This window comes from Hymenobacter sp. J193, from assembly GCF_024700075.1.
In the GTDB taxonomy this organism is placed as follows: Bacteria; Bacteroidota; Bacteroidia; order Cytophagales; family Hymenobacteraceae; genus Hymenobacter.
Window position 1 is genome coordinate 4,759,502 of record NZ_JAJONE010000001.1, and the last position, 13,810, is coordinate 4,773,311.

14 protein-coding genes and 1 pseudogene are annotated in these 13,810 nt (G+C 59.2%); 3 read left to right on the forward strand and 12 right to left on the reverse strand.

All coding sequences use genetic code 11. From position 1 onward, the window contains the following. The first annotated feature begins 71 nt into the window (after nt 1–71). Nucleotides 72–1,784, forward strand: coding sequence for an alpha/beta fold hydrolase (locus tag LRS06_RS20880; RefSeq protein WP_257873297.1), 1,713 nt, complete (start codon nt 72–74; stop codon nt 1,782–1,784). Nucleotides 1,785–1,797: 13 nt separating this feature from the next. Here the strand turns inward: LRS06_RS20880 and LRS06_RS20885 are convergent, their stop codons facing one another. From LRS06_RS20885 to holA, 6 genes are all read right to left on the reverse strand, one after another. Continuing rightward, on the reverse strand, nt 1,798–2,061 hold the full coding sequence (locus tag LRS06_RS20885; RefSeq protein WP_257873298.1) for a hypothetical protein: 264 nt from the start codon (nt 2,059–2,061) through the stop codon (nt 1,798–1,800). A 20-nt stretch (nt 2,062–2,081) separates the two neighbouring features. Continuing rightward, nucleotides 2,082–2,795, reverse strand: a complete 714-nt coding sequence (locus tag LRS06_RS20890) for an energy transducer TonB (protein ID WP_257873299.1) — start codon at nt 2,793–2,795, stop codon at nt 2,082–2,084. A gap of 57 nt (nt 2,796–2,852) precedes the next feature. After that, nucleotides 2,853–3,314: an RES family NAD+ phosphorylase gene (locus LRS06_RS20895; protein WP_257873300.1), complete on the reverse strand. Its 462-nt coding sequence runs from the start codon at nt 3,312–3,314 to the stop codon at nt 2,853–2,855. Between the two features lie 3 nt (nt 3,315–3,317). Then, nucleotides 3,318–3,776 carry an MbcA/ParS/Xre antitoxin family protein gene (locus LRS06_RS20900; RefSeq protein ID WP_257873301.1) on the reverse strand — a complete coding sequence of 153 codons (459 nt, stop codon included), beginning with the start codon at nt 3,774–3,776 and terminating at the stop codon, nt 3,318–3,320. A gap of 226 nt (nt 3,777–4,002) precedes the next feature. After that, nucleotides 4,003–4,509 carry a GyrI-like domain-containing protein gene (locus LRS06_RS20905; protein WP_257873302.1) on the reverse strand — a complete coding sequence of 169 codons (507 nt, stop codon included), beginning with the start codon at nt 4,507–4,509 and terminating at the stop codon, nt 4,003–4,005. Nucleotides 4,510–4,535: 26 nt separating this feature from the next. Next, a complete protein-coding gene (holA, locus tag LRS06_RS20910) occupies nt 4,536–5,612 on the reverse strand; it encodes a DNA polymerase III subunit delta (protein WP_257873303.1) in 1,077 nt (358 codons plus the stop codon). A gap of 178 nt (nt 5,613–5,790) precedes the next feature. Here holA and tyrS point away from each other — a divergent pair, with 178 nt between their 5' ends. Beyond that, on the forward strand, nt 5,791–7,089 hold the full coding sequence (gene tyrS, locus LRS06_RS20915) for a tyrosine--tRNA ligase (RefSeq protein WP_257873304.1): 1,299 nt from the start codon (nt 5,791–5,793) through the stop codon (nt 7,087–7,089). A 275-nt stretch (nt 7,090–7,364) separates the two neighbouring features. Here tyrS and LRS06_RS25470 read toward each other — a convergent pair. Together LRS06_RS25470 and LRS06_RS20925 are read right to left on the reverse strand one after the other, a co-directional pair. Next, a pseudogene (locus LRS06_RS25470) lies at nt 7,365–7,535 on the reverse strand (histone H1); the annotation flags it as partial. Nucleotides 7,536–7,775: 240 nt separating this feature from the next. Beyond that, nucleotides 7,776–9,026, reverse strand: coding sequence for an aminotransferase class I/II-fold pyridoxal phosphate-dependent enzyme (locus LRS06_RS20925; protein WP_257873305.1), 1,251 nt, complete (start codon nt 9,024–9,026; stop codon nt 7,776–7,778). Between the two features lie 272 nt (nt 9,027–9,298). On the opposite strand from LRS06_RS20925, the gene accC reads away from it, so the two are divergent. After that, complete coding sequence (gene accC / locus LRS06_RS20930; protein WP_257873306.1) at nt 9,299–10,810, forward strand: acetyl-CoA carboxylase biotin carboxylase subunit; 1,512 nt, start codon at nt 9,299–9,301, stop codon at nt 10,808–10,810. Between the two features lie 67 nt (nt 10,811–10,877). Here accC and LRS06_RS20935 read toward each other — a convergent pair whose 3' ends face one another. The 4 genes from LRS06_RS20935 to bshB1 all read right to left on the reverse strand — a co-directional run bounded on the left by LRS06_RS20935 (nt 10,878) and on the right by bshB1 (nt 13,747). Further along, a complete protein-coding gene (locus tag LRS06_RS20935; RefSeq protein ID WP_257873307.1) occupies nt 10,878–11,315 on the reverse strand; it encodes a hypothetical protein in 438 nt (145 codons plus the stop codon). A gap of 84 nt (nt 11,316–11,399) precedes the next feature. Then, nucleotides 11,400–11,837, reverse strand: a complete 438-nt coding sequence (locus tag LRS06_RS20940; RefSeq protein WP_257873308.1) for a hypothetical protein — start codon at nt 11,835–11,837, stop codon at nt 11,400–11,402. Between the two features lie 77 nt (nt 11,838–11,914). Then, nucleotides 11,915–12,574, reverse strand: coding sequence for a membrane-associated protein (locus LRS06_RS20945; protein WP_257873309.1), 660 nt, complete (start codon nt 12,572–12,574; stop codon nt 11,915–11,917). Nucleotides 12,575–13,027: 453 nt separating this feature from the next. Further along, nucleotides 13,028–13,747, reverse strand: a complete 720-nt coding sequence (gene bshB1 / locus LRS06_RS20950; RefSeq protein ID WP_257873310.1) for a bacillithiol biosynthesis deacetylase BshB1 — start codon at nt 13,745–13,747, stop codon at nt 13,028–13,030. Between the last annotated feature and the right edge of the window lie 63 nt (nt 13,748–13,810).

The following is a 13,810-nucleotide window of genomic DNA, read 5'->3' on the forward strand; positions in this document are numbered from 1 at the left end:
AATTGCCCTTCTCTGGCAACCTTTGCCGCCCGCCTTGCCTCCTTGGGCTGTTCTCTCCCCTATTCTTCCTGATGTTTCTTCGCTTACCGCTGGTGCTGGCCGGGCTGCTGCTGGCTTTGCACACGAGTGCCCAAACCACCCTGCTGCGCGGCGCCGTGCTCGACGGGCAAACCAACGCCCCGGTGCCTTTTGCGTCCGTGGGCGTGCCCCGGCAGGCGCTGGGTACCGTGGCCGATGCCGAAGGGCGCTTCCAGTTTCGCGTGTCCGATTCGGTGGCGGCCCGGGCGCCGCGGGTGCTGGTATCGTGCGTGGGGTACCAAACGGCGGACTTGCCGCTGAGCGCCTTGCAGGCGGCTACAGCGGTGGTGCGGCTGGCACCCCTGGCCCGACAGCTGGCGGCCGTGACGGTGCGGGCCGGCAAGCAGCGAGTGCAAACGTTCGGGCGCATGGCCGGCTCCACCTTCATGACGTCCCGCCTCTACACCGAGCCCGGCCTGGTGAGCGACGAGCTGGCCAAAGAGCAAGGCACCATCGTGCCCCTAGCTGCGGACTGCCACCTGCGCGACTTCAACCTGCTGGTGGCTTTCAACCGGTTCAGGAGCGTCACGTTTCGGCTGAACCTGTACTCTGTGAAAAACAACCTGCCCGACCAGCCCCTGCTCACCCAGGACGTGCGCTTTACCGTGCAGCAGCCGCGCGGCTGGGTGAAAGTTGATTTGGAGCCCTACCAGCTCTACCTGCGGGGCCACCGCGAAGTGGCCGTGACGGTGCAATGGCTGCACAGCGAAGCGGCCGAAGGCCAGGCCAAAGCCTTTGGTATTGCCGCCGTGCCCCAGCCCGGCCACAGCATCCTCACCCGCGACAAAAGCCAGGCCCAATGGCAGGAAACCAAGCCCGGCTACCTTAGTCTCTACCTCACCGCCGACGTGTACCGCCCCGCCAAAACCGACCAAGCCGCCCAGCCCGCCCCGGCCGACTACGTGCTGCCCGACTCCCTGCGCTACCTGCAGCAGCTGCAGGGCCCGGTGCTGGCTGAGCTGGATAACCCTGAACACTACGGCAGCAACGCCACCACTGGTCATACAGTAGCAGTGTCGGGCGGGCAGCTTTACTACGAGCGGTACGGGCAGGGCACCCCGCTTTTGCTGCTGCACGGCAACGGCCAATCCATAGCGGCTTTCCAAAAGCAGATAAGCGAGCTGGCCCGGCACTTTGAGGTTATTGCGGTGGATACCCGCGCCCACGGCCGCAGCCCGGACCACACCACCGCCCCCCTCACCTACGACCTGTTTGCCGAAGATGTACATCAGCTGCTCGACTCCCTGCACCTGCCTCAGGTGGACGTGCTGGGCTGGAGCGACGGGGGCAACACGGCTCTGAAGCTGGCTTTGGCCTACCCCGCCCGCATCCGGCGCTTGGCCGTTATGGGCGCCAACCTGTTTCCCACGGCCGAGGCCATCGAACCCGATTTCCTGGCCTTGCTCCGCCGCCAGCTCCGCGAAGCCGAGCAACACCCCGAAGCCGGGCAGCCCCACCGGGCGCGGCTGATTAGGTTGCTGCTGCAGGAGCCGCAGCTTTCCTTTCAGGCTATGGCGGCCGTGAAAGTGCCGGTGCTCGTCATGGCCGGAGAGAAAGACCTGGTGCTGGAAAAGCATACCCGCGCCCTGGCCCGCAGCCTGCCCCAGGGCCAGCTGCGCATTTTCCCCGGGGCCACGCACTACGCGCCCCAGGAAGTACCGGGGCCCTTCAACGAGGCCGTGCTGACGTTTCTGCGGCGGCCCTGAAACCGGGACGGCTTCAGCTGGCCGGCTCAAGTGTTACCTCGTCCCGGGTGAAGTCGAAGCGTTTGCGCTCTACCTGCCCGCGGCACACCACAGCCCGGGGCAGGGCCAGCTTGCCTTTGGTCTGGGCTTCCAGCTGGGCCTCGCCGGTAGCTTCGAGTACCGCTACGGTTTCGCCATTCAGCCGCAACTCCCACGGCCCTGGCACCACCGGCCCGTCCGGGTACCCCACGATGAATACTTCCTGGGGGCTGATCTGAATGATGTCGAGGACGCGCATGCGGTTGAATTTGGCTGCTATTACCGTTTATATTTTCGAAAACGCTCTTCACTGAAATCTACTGGCATTACCCACGCAGTAGCGTTTGGATGCCCTTGCCGATACGCAGGAGTCCAACGAGGCATGTGCTGCACTACTCGCAGGGCCTCTTTGTCATATGCGTCCGCAATTCCCCGATTGACTTTTACTTCCCGGAGCAAACCCGTTGAGTCTATCTGGAAGGAAATAAAAACCCTGCTGCTGCCGCTCTTAATTGGTGGTGCTTTCTCCCAGTTGACTTGTTGATAAAGAAACTGCTGCATCTTCTCGTCGCCACCCGCAAAGTGAGCACCGCCATTCCAAGTACCCGTTTCGTCTAAGCTGTCGGCCTGTTGATGCGCTTTCTTCAGGAAAGCATGGCCGTACTTCTGCTTTAGCAATATCACCATAGCCGAATCATAGCAGCTATAATACCCACCAGCCACCATATCGGCCACAAACTGCCAGTGAATGTGATACCGCTGTTGTAGTACATCTAGATAGCTGTTCTCAGTGGGTAAAAATTCCAGTGAGTGAAATGTATAGTTGCCTTTTCGGTAATCCTCGCCTGCATCATTTACTGCCCGCGAGCAGCGGCCGGACGCCTGATTCGATTGAGATGTTGGCTCTTCGGCGGGTTGGGCAGTTCGTTTATCCGCGTTGTCCTTACAAGCTAACAGGCTTATGAGTAACAAAGTAAAGCCAGATATGCGCATTTGGCGTATATTTTAGGACCGTATTAACTGTTAATCAACCACTAGTATAACTGAATCTTATAGCACCTCCCCAGCCTTAATCCGCGAATCGAACCGAAACTCCTCCCGGGCCATAATCTGGATGCGCTTAAAGTCAGGGTGGCGGCTGTGCAGGACGTAGTTGAACTCCTGAGGCACGATGGACGAGGGCACGCGCAACACGGCCGAGGAGCGGCGGCGGTACCAGGCGTCGCCGAGAGGCTGGCACAGGGCGTAGCGGCTGGCACGCTCCCACTCCGGCGGCAGCTCGGCCAGCGGTATTTCTTCGACCAGCAACTCATCCGGCACCTCTATGACGAGCACGCGGAACTGGTCGTTGAGGCCTTCGCCGCTGCGGTGCACCACGTTTTCGAGGCAGGCCAGGGCCCGGCTGGCGGCGGTGTAGATAACGAACTGGTCCTTGAAATTCCAGCGCGCCCGGTAGCCCGAGGCAAACAGGTCGTCGGCGTACTTGGCCAGGCAGATGCGGTAAACCAGCATGGGCTACGACAGGTCGCCGTAGGCTATGCGGGCCAGCTCCTCGCTCACCAGGTCGATGCCGCCGCTGGTTTCCAGCAGCTTCAGGGGCACCTCGCCGTCGAGGCCGTGGGCGGGCTTATCGAGCCAGCGCAGAAAGGCGCCAGCCTCGCCGAAAACTTCTACGCCCAGGTTGTAGAGGCTGATGATTTTCAGCGTCTTTTCGCTGCTGGCAGGGCTCAGGGGCTTTTTTTCCTGGGAGTAGGTGCGTAGCGTCTTGGTCGACAGCTCGTAGATGGCCTCCAACTCATTGGCCTGCAAATGAAAGGCCTCGCCCACCTCGAAGGCCGTGGCGGCGGGCACACCCTTGCGGGCCTCCATCACCAGAGCAAAGGAATCCTGCCCGGCGCGGCCCCAGGCCGCCCACTTCTTGCGTAAGGCCGCCGGCATTTCGGTGAGTTTGGGTTGAGTTGCAGTAATGGCCATGGTAGTTTGGTTTCGACGGATCGAACTTAGGGAAATTTTTCCAGTTAACGAGGAAATTTTTCTTTTAGTTTACCAGTCAACACGATTACACTCCTTGTAAGGAAAATTACGAAAACGCTGTAGGGCGCGGGGTTTGCCCCGCCCTACGTTAAACGAACCCGGTATTTGTCGGGCAACGACCAACGGGCGGGGGCAAGCCCCGCCCCTACGGCATAGGGGACAACGCTCAGTTGCCCACCGGCCGGGGCCGCACGGGTAGCCAGATTTCTTCCTCGGACGCAGGGTCGGCGTTGCGGTAGCCGGGGCCCAGGATTTCCAGGTGAGGCCGGTCGTCGAGGACAAATCCGGAGGCTGGCAGCCACTCCAGCAGGATATACTGAAACACCCGCGTATCCAGGCTCGACCCGCAGTAATCGAACACCGCGTACAGGCCCGCTGGCACGGTTAAGGCATCCAGGCCCCGCGGCACGGGCGCGTCGCCGTCCACGGCTACGGCGGCCCATTTGCGGAACCTAGCGTAGGCATGATACCCCGCGAAATAGCCGGGCGGGTACTGCGTCACCGAAAACAGGTCGGAGCTGGCGGGCGAGGTAATTTCCCGCCGACGCGGCATAAAGGTGCGCCAGAGCAGGGCTGTTTGGTCTTCGGCCCGCGACATAGCCAGACTGCAGCCCAGCAACTGCCGGGCGGGGGCTTCCAGCAGGCGGGGCTGCAAAGCGGGAAACGAATCCATAGAAAGCGCCGGGGAAATGGGCGGGGCTACTCCCCCAACACCGCGTGCAGCGGCACCGGGTGCAGGATCAGCCAGATCAACTCGCGCAGGATTTCCCCGTCGGTCATGGAGCCCGAGTCGATGCCTTTGCTTTGGGCGTCGGCGCGGCGGATAAGGTGCACGATGTCGCGGGTGCGGTGGAAGTCGAACACCTTCAGGCCGGTCTGGTAATCCTTACGCTGAATTGGGAAGCGCAAGCCCATCTTCAGCCAGTCGGCCTCCGAGGGGTTGGGGCTCTGGTGCAGCGCCAGCAGGCGGGAGAAGAAGTTGAACAGCAGCGTGAGGTTGGGGATGAGCGGGTTGTTTTTGGGGTTGGCTTCGAAGTACAGCAGGATGCGGTTAGCCTTGAGCACGTCGCGGCGCACCAGGGCGCTCTGCAGCTCGAAGATGTTGTACTCCTTGCTGATGCCCACCATCCGCTGCACCAGGTCCTCGTCGATGGCCTGGCCGGGCAGCAGGTTGAGCAGCATCTTGTCGACCTCATTCGTGAGGCGGCCCAGCTCGGCTCCGATGTACTCGGAGAGCATGACGGTGGCCTGGGGCGTAATCTGCTGGTTTTTGGAGCGCACGTACTGGCTTAGCCAGGGCGCCACCTGGTTGTCGTAGAGCTTTTTGCTGGTCATGAGCACCGTGCCGGCCGGCGCGGGCTCCTTTTTATCGCCGGTCAGCAGCTTGCCCAGCTTGCGGCGCGCATCCAGGGTTTTGTGCTTGTAGCAGAACACCAGCACGGTACTTTGCAGCGGGTTCTTCAGATACGCCTCCAGAAACGGCCACGACTTTTCGGCTTCCAGATCGGCCACGGCCTGGGCTTCCTTCACAAGCACGACGGAACGCTCGGCCATCATGGGGAAGCGCTTGGCCTGGCCCAGAATGCCCGTCACGTCGGTATCCTTGCCGTAGATGACAACTTGGTTGAAGCCTTTCTCGTGCTCCGGCAGCACGGTTTTTTCCAGCAGGTCAGCCACCAGATCAATGTAATACGGCTCCTCCCCCTGCAGGAAATACACGGGCGCAAACTGCCGCTGCTGGAGCTGCTTCAGGATTTCGTCGGGCGTGAGCGTCAAGGGTGAAGTGGTGAAGTGGTGAGGTTGTGAAGGTCCCGCGGCGCTATTCCGCTGCTGCTTCCGCTTGGGCTGCAAATGTACCACGGGCCTTTCTACCTTTGCGCTTCTTACTTGCGTGAGTTGGTCGTGTCCTTGACTACTACCCGGCTCACAACTTCACAACTTCACCACTTCACCCTTGAACTTAATAGACGAACTGCGCTGGCGGGGCATGTTTCACGACATGATGCCCGGCACCGAGGAGCACCTGCTGAAGAACGCGCCCATCACCGGCTACATCGGCTTCGACCCCACGGCGCCTTCCCTGCACATCGGCAACCTGGCCACCATCATGCTGCTGGTGCACCTGCAGCGCGCCGGCCACCGCCCCCTGGCGCTGGTAGGCGGCGCTACCGGCATGATTGGCGACCCATCGGGCAAGTCGGCCGAGCGGAACCTGCTGGATGAGGAGGCCCTGCGCCGCAACCAGGCCGGCATCCGGGCGCAGCTGGAAAAGTTTCTGGTGTTCGACGACTCGCCCACCGGCGCCCGCGTGGTCAACAACTACGACTGGTTCAAGGAGTTTGGCTTTCTGCAGTTCCTGCGCGAAGTAGGCAAGCACCTGACGGTGAACTACATGATGGCCAAGGACTCGGTAAAGCGCCGCATCAGCGGCAATGAGGACTCCGGCGCCGAGGGCCTGAGCTACACCGAGTTCAGCTACCAGCTGCTGCAGGGCTACGACTTCTTTCACCTCTATAAGGAACTTGGCACCACCCTACAAATGGGCGCCTCCGACCAGTGGGGCAACATCACCACCGGCACGGAGCTGATCCGGCGCATGAGTGGCGGCGAGGGCAAAGCCTACGCCCTCACCGGCCAGCTCATCACCAAGGCCGATGGCACCAAGTACGGCAAGAGCGAAACCGGCACCGTGTGGCTTGATGCCTCCATGACCTCCCCCTACCAGTTCTACCAGTTCTTCCTGCGGGCCGAAGACGCCGACGCACTGCGCCTGATCCGGGTGTTTACGCTGCTGAGTCAGGAGGAAATTGAAGCCCTGGAAGCCGAGCACGCCCGGGCCCCGCACCTGCGGGTGCTGCAGAAGGCCCTGGCCAAAGACGTAACCATCCGCGTGCACGGCGAGGCGGCGTTTAACGGGGCCCTGTCGGCTTCGGAGGTACTCTTCGGTGGCGGCGAGCTAAGCAGCCTTGATGAAGCCACGCTGCTGGATGTGTTTGCCGGCGTGCCCCGTCTGGAGGTTTCGCACGCGCTGCTGTCGGAAATGAACGTGGTGAACCTGCTGAGCGACGCCACCAACGGCGCCATCTTTTCTTCCCGCGGCGAGGCGCGCAAAATGATGCAAAGCGGCGGCGTGAGCCTGAACCGCGTGAAAGTGCAGCCCGAGCAAGTAGCCCTGGATATACCGCTGCTGCTGGATAAGTACTTCGTCGCCCAGAAAGGCAAAAAGAACTACTTCCTCATCAAGCTCGTCTAAACCCCGGATTGGCTACGTCAGACTCGGTTTCGCGCGGATTTATCGGTTTGCACGGCTTTTGTAGCCGGCACCGTTCCGCCTGAAGCAGAAAACAAAAGGGCTTGCCTTCTGGCAAGCCCTTTTTTAATCGTCCACAAAATCCGCGAAAACGATAAATCCGCGCGAATCCGTGGTTCCGACTACTTCTTCTTAGCAGGAGCAGCTTTCTTGGCGGCGGGAGCGGCCTTTTTAGCAGCGGGAGCCGCTTTGGCAGCACCAGCAGCGGGAGCAGCAGCGGTGTTCTTAGCGTTCTGTACCTCGGTGCGGATGGTTTGTGCCATGTTCTTCAGCTCCTGCATGCCTTTGCGCACGCGGGTACCGGCGGCCGAGTTGCCCTTGTCGTAGAACTTCTCGAAGTCGCCTTCCAGGGACATCACGAGGTCTTTCAGTTGGCCAAAATTGCTCATTGGAGAGGGGGTTAGTGGGTGTGGAGAAAGTGGTTAATCGGCCCTAATATACAGGGATTTCAAATACAAGCAAGTTGTCAACTTTTTTTATTAAACCCCATTAGGAGCCATATAGGGCCGTTTTTGCGGGTAAATTACGCATTGCAATCAACTCAACTACTGTCACGGATAGCAGAATAATACAAAACACAAAAGCCGACCGCTGGGTAGCGGCCGGCTTTGCACGTAATAACGTTCAGGTTAGTCCTGCAGACCCGCCGGAATTTCGGCTTTCGAATACAGCCCTTTGGAAAGCTTGTCCTGCACGGCCTCGAAGGCCTTTATGGTCACGGCTACGTCATCTAAGCTATGCGAGGCGGTGGGGATAAGGCGCAGCATAATAACGCCCTTAGGAACCACCGGATACACCACGATAGAGCAGAAAATACCGTGATTCTCACGCAGATCGAAGGTAATCTGGGCCGCATCGGTTATTTGTGCGCTTAACAGCACCGGCGTCACGCACGAAGTGGTAGTACCGATGTTGAAGCCCTTTTCGCGCAGGCCGCTTTGCAGGGCCCGTACGATGGTCCAGAGGTTTTCTTTGAGCTCGGGGCGGGTGCGCAGCAGCTCCAGGCGCTTCAAAGCCCCCACTACGAGCGGCATGGGCAGGCTTTTGGCGAAAATCTGGCTGCGCATGTTGTAGCGCAAATATTCAATTACGTTCTCGGGGCCCGCTACGAAGGCGCCAATGCTGGCCATGGACTTGGCAAACGTCGAAAAATAAAGGTCGATACCGTCCTGTACGCCCTGTTCTTCGCCCGTGCCGGCACCCGTGGTGCCCTGTGTACCGAAGCCGTGGGCATCATCTACAAACAAACGGAACTGGTATTTTTCCTTCAGCGCCACCACGCCGCGCAGGTTGCCCTGGTTGCCCGACATGCCGAATACGCCCTCGGTAATCACCAGAATGCCGCCGCCGGTTTCATCGATGATGCGCTGGGCGCGCTCCAGCTGCTTTTCCAGGCTCTGCATGTCGTTGTGCACGTACACGAAGCGCTTGCCCGCGTGCAGGCGTACGCCATCGATGATGCAGGCGTGCGACTCGGCGTCGTACACAATCACGTCGTGGCGGTTTACCATAGCGTCGATGATGCTCACCACGCCCTGGTAGCCGAAGTTGAGGAGCATGCAGTCGGGCTTCATCACAAACTCAGCCAGCTCGCTTTCCAGCTGCTCGTGCAGGTTGGAGTTGCCGCTCATCATGCGGGCGCCCATGGGCAGGGCCATGCCGTACTCGGCAGCCGCGTCGGCGTCGGCTTTGCGCACCTCAGGGTGGTTGGCCAGGCCCAGGTAGTTGTTCAGGCTCCAGGTGAGCACCTCTTTGCCGCGGAAAATCATGCGGGGCTTAATCTCGCCTTCCAGCTTGGGGAAGGTAAAATAGCCGTGCGCGTAGTGCGAGTGGCTGCCCAGCGGGCCGCGGTTGGCGGCAATCTTCTCAAATAGATCCACGAAGGAACGGGTTGAATGTGAAACGAAAACGAGCGGCTACGACCGAAACCCCAACCGCCGGGGAATGTGCAAAGTTATGGCAATCCGCAAAGGTAACCGTTGCCCGGCAGGCTTCCAACCTTCCGGGATTTTGCCCGGCGGGGTTGAAGGTGCCGTTGGAATGGCGTTTCTTTGTCCGTAGTTGTCAGTTCTACGTTGTCAGTTGTCAGGTCGATACCCACCCTAGATACTGGCACTTCTGACAACGAGAAACCGACAACTGACAACGATACATGAAGAAAATTACCAAGCTGCTCGTGGCCAACCGCGGCGAAATTGCGTTGCGCGTGCTGCGCTCGGCCAAAGAAATGGGCCTGCAGACCGTGGCCATCTACTCCGAGGCCGACCGCAACGCCCTGCACGTGCGCTACGCCGATGAGGCCGTGTGCGTGGGCCCGCCCGCCAGCAAAGACAGCTACCTGCGCGGCGACAAGATTCTGGAGGTCTGCCGCCAGCTGGGCGTCGACGCTATTCACCCGGGCTACGGCTTCCTGAGCGAAAACGCCGAGTTTGCCCGCATGGTGAAGGAAGCTGGTATCATCTTCGTGGGTCCTTCGCCGGAGGCCATGAACGTGATGGGCGATAAGCTCTCGGCCAAGCAGGCCGTGAAAGCCTACAACATTCCGCTGGTGCCGGGCACCGACGAAGCCATTTCGGACGTGGAGGAAGCCAAGCGTATTGCCGCCACGGTGGGCTTCCCCATCCTGATCAAGGCCTCGGCCGGGGGCGGCGGCAAGGGTATGCGCATCGTCAACGCCGAAAGTGAGTTTGAGGAGCAGATGCAGCTGGCCATCAACGAGGCTACCTCAGCCTTCGGCGACGGCTCGGTGTTCATCGAGAAGTTTGTAACCGGGCCGCGCCACATCGAAATTCAGGTGCTGGGCGACGAGCACGGCAACATCGTGCACTTGTTTGAGCGCGAGTGCAGCATCCAGCGCCGCCACCAGAAGGTAATTGAGGAAGCCCCGTCGGCGGTACTCACGCCCGAGCTGCGCGCCGAAATGGGCCGCTGCGCCGTGGATGTGGCCCGGGCCTGCAACTACACCGGCGCCGGCACCGTGGAGTTCCTGCTCGACGACCAGCGCAACTTCTACTTCCTGGAGATGAATACCCGCCTGCAGGTGGAGCACCCCGTCACGGAGCAGATTACCGGCCTTGACCTGGTGAAGGAGCAGATCAAGGTGGCCCAGGGCCTGCCCCTCGCCTTCCGCCAGGAAGACCTTAGCATCAATGGGCACGCCCTGGAGCTGCGCGTGTACGCCGAGGACCCGCAGAACAACTTCCTGCCCGACATCGGTACGCTCACGACCTACGTGCGCCCTCAGGGCCCCGGCGTACGCGTGGATGACGGCTTTGAGCAGGGCATGGAAATTCCGATTCACTACGACCCTATGATTGCCAAGCTCGTTACCTTCGGGGCTACCCGCGAGGAGGCCATTGCCCGGATGCTGCGTGCCATCGACGAGTACCAGATTACGGGCATCCAAACCACGCTGGACTTTGGCCGCTACGTGCTCCAGCACCCGGCCTTCGTGAGCGGCAACTTCGACACGAACTTCATCAAGGACCACTTCACCCCCGAGAGCCTTCAGCCCGCTGCCCCCGACGAAACCACCGCCAAGCTCGCCGCCGTGCTCACGGCCATGCTGCTCGCGGAAAAGAAACCCAACGCCACTCCCGCCCCTGCCGATGCTCCGGTTGCTACCGCCTCGGCCTGGAAGCAGAACCGGCTGGGCGTGCGTTAAGGGAATAGTTTTTGAGAAAACAGAAAAACGCCCGACTGATTGGTCGGGCGTTTTCATTGGTTTACACCTAATAAATTATAAAATCCATTTTTCTAAAAGTATATCTATCAACAATTGATTCGGGTTGATACCATTTTACATCGCAGGATATTTTCGATTCATGAAACCCTTCTTCAATTATCTTATCCCTGATTCTATGTGCTACAAAATTGACTAATCTGAACTCACTATGCATAGAACCGTTGTAATACAAAACGATTCTAATATTTTTATTATCGTTTTTAACCTTGTTAATAATTTTTCTCACAGCAGCTAGCGAGTCTATAACTACACTATTGCGAGAAGCAGTAATCATATTATTCATAGGCACAACAACTTTATTATAATTATTACGATACATAAAATTAGCACAATGAACAACCCTAGTGCATCCACTAATTGCAATAATTATTATAATCATACAAAGCGAAAATCTTCGACATATTATCTCGTAGCCGCTAGACATATTCATTCAAGTTAATACCACACAAAAAAGCAGGAAATTTTCAAAATACTTTAACAGATTTTCCGTAACACAGTGAACAAATCATCACGCTAGCAGCCGCGCCTGGTGGGCGGCGTTAATCAAGGCTGGGGCGTTTTTGAGGGTGGCCAGCACTACTTCCTTGGCGGCTTGCTGCAGCTCGTCGCGGCTGAGGTCGCGGGCTTCTTCGCGCACCAGCTCCGAGAGGGCTTGAAAGGCAAATTGCAGCTTCTGCCGCCGGGGCCGCTCAGCCCGGATTTCCTGGCGCACCTCCGCAAAGTGGGCCTGGATTTTCAGGCGCCGCAGATGAAACACCGAGTCGCTGCACACCTGGGGCTGGATGGCATCTAGGAGCTTGAGCAGGGGCAGCAGCTGGGTGGCGGTGGTAGCGGCCGTCCCTACCAGACGCTGACGGCGGCCGGGGTTGGGAACAGCAGCTGGATGGGTTGATTCTGACTCTGCAGCAGGTATAGACGACGACATAAACCGGGTTACGGAAAACATGAGGCGCGTAATTTTAAGCCTAAGGTAAGTAGTTAGTGAGTGGTAAAGTGATGACGCTTGCTCCTATACAAACGACATTACCGGTACCCGTTGACAAGCACCGCAGGCGGTGAGGTCAGCCAGCGGCGCAGCGCCCAGTGCGTAGGTAAGTAAACCACCACTAATAGCGTCAGCATCCAGCCTACCAGGTAAAGCGGCGCGGGCAGCCACGTTTGGGGGTGAGCATCATCAAAACCGAACACGTAGTTGATATTGACGGGAATCTTGGGGTCGGGCACCGCGGCTCCGGCTGGCGGCAGCCAGAAGTAAGCTATCAGGCACAGGGCCCAGGCCAGCAGCGTCCAGGCGGGCAGGGCGCGCCGGTCGTAGCCCAGACGCTTCACCAAGAACACCAGCAGAAAGGGCAGCCAGCCGTGAAAAAACGAGAGGCCGCGCAAAAACAACGAGCGGTTGGCATCGAACATGTACGACGTCATGCCCAGCAGGTGGTGCCCCGTGAGCTCCCCCACAAAATCGATGCACCACAGTACCTGGGGCAGCAGTATCCCCACGGCCGCCATCGAGGCAAGCAAGCGGCGCTCCGTCCAGATACTAATCAGACACAGCAGCAGCGACACGTCGCAGAAATACAGGAAGTTGGTGGGGCCGTAGTTGAACCAGTACACGGGCACCATGATCAGCAAAAACGCAGAAAATGCCAGTTTTAAGAGGAATGGCAAGCGAGCAGCAGGTTTCATAGAGGTAGAAAACACGTGAGACGATTATCAGACAGCTTCTCCTCGGCCGGTAGCCCGTTGGGGCCGTTTCCCGAAGAGGATGCCCGAAATAGCGCATCGATAAGCACTCCACCAGTTCAGTTTGTCTAAAAATCAGACTTTTAGTTTGATTATAAATCGCCCATAGGCCTTTGGAAACTCATTTCATACTGTTTCTATCAGACTTTTAAATATACCCCACTTGGCAGCGTTGAGTCAGTATTCCTCTCCAGTGCGCAGCCGAAACCCCTGCTTTACTACTAAGTACCTGGTGTGGCTGAGATAATGAAGTTGCTTAAGCCGCCCGCTACCCAGACCGATTGCAGGCGCATGGCAGTGAATCCAGGGGGTGCTTGCACACTCCTACTGGTAACCCCTAAAATACCAGCAGCCCGACCTGGGGCCGGGCTGCCAGTGTGCAAGTGGGTACGTAGGCTAAAATAACTGCGTTATATCCCGAACGCCGATGGGGCGCTCCACGGTGAAGCCTTCGCCAAACTCCACGCCCACGGCGTGGCCGAACTCGCGGGCCCGGCCTTCCATGAAGTGCCAGAACTCCGGGGAAGAAATATGGGTGTGCGGCTGCCCGTCGGCGGCTACGTTGAACTGGGAGGCATAGGCGGCCACCGAGTCACGCTTCGTTTGCCAGTGCGCGGAAATATCCACTACGAAATCGGGCTTGATATAGCGGTCCTGGATGAAGTGGTACACCTGCTTCGGGCGCCAGGCTTCCTGGGGCTGGCCGTCGTCGCCGAGGGTTTCAATCATCTTCAGGCCGGCCAGAAAGCAGGCGTCGGAGGCCAGCTGGGAGCCCCGGCCATGGTCGGGGTGTCGGTCGTGCACGGCGTTGCAGAGCACGATATCGGGCTGGTAGCGGCGCACGGCGGCCACGATGGGCAACTGGTGTTCCCGGTCGTTGCGGAAAAACCCGTCGGGCAGGCCCAGGTTTTCGCGGGCCTGAATACCGAGCACGAGGGCCGCGTCGGCGGCTTCCTGGGCCCGGGTAGCGGCCGAGCCGCGGGTACCCAGCTCCCCGCGCGTGAGGTCCACGATGCCTACCTTTTTGCCTTGCGCAACCGCGGCCGCAATAGTGCCTCCGCAGCACAGCTCGGCGTCGTCGGGGTGCGAGGCCAGTACCAGTATATCGAGTTTCATTGGGTGGGAAGTTGGGTCTTGGGGGCTTAGGGTCTTGGGGGCTTGGTTGATGTTCAACGAAAC

Coding starts and splice junctions, on each gene's coding strand:
- LRS06_RS20905 (WP_257873302.1), bottom strand. CDS start 4,509: ATGGATTCGTTTCCCGCTTTGCAGCCCCGCCTGCTGGAAGCCCCCGCC.
- LRS06_RS20900 (WP_257873301.1), bottom strand. CDS start 3,776: ATGGCCATTACTGCAACTCAACCCAAACTCACCGAAATGCCGGCGGCC.
- bshB1 (WP_257873310.1), bottom strand. CDS start 13,747: ATGAAACTCGATATACTGGTACTGGCCTCGCACCCCGACGACGCCGAG.
- LRS06_RS20885 (WP_257873298.1), bottom strand. CDS start 2,061: ATGCGCGTCCTCGACATCATTCAGATCAGCCCCCAGGAAGTATTCATC.
- LRS06_RS20890 (WP_257873299.1), bottom strand. CDS start 2,795: ATGCGCATATCTGGCTTTACTTTGTTACTCATAAGCCTGTTAGCTTGT.
- LRS06_RS20895 (WP_257873300.1), bottom strand. CDS start 3,314: ATGCTGGTTTACCGCATCTGCCTGGCCAAGTACGCCGACGACCTGTTT.
- LRS06_RS20940 (WP_257873308.1), bottom strand. CDS start 11,837: ATGTTTTCCGTAACCCGGTTTATGTCGTCGTCTATACCTGCTGCAGAG.
- LRS06_RS20935 (WP_257873307.1), bottom strand. CDS start 11,315: ATGTCTAGCGGCTACGAGATAATATGTCGAAGATTTTCGCTTTGTATG.
- accC (WP_257873306.1), top strand. CDS start 9,299: ATGAAGAAAATTACCAAGCTGCTCGTGGCCAACCGCGGCGAAATTGCG.
- LRS06_RS20945 (WP_257873309.1), bottom strand. CDS start 12,574: ATGAAACCTGCTGCTCGCTTGCCATTCCTCTTAAAACTGGCATTTTCT.
- LRS06_RS20880 (WP_257873297.1), top strand. CDS start 72: ATGTTTCTTCGCTTACCGCTGGTGCTGGCCGGGCTGCTGCTGGCTTTG.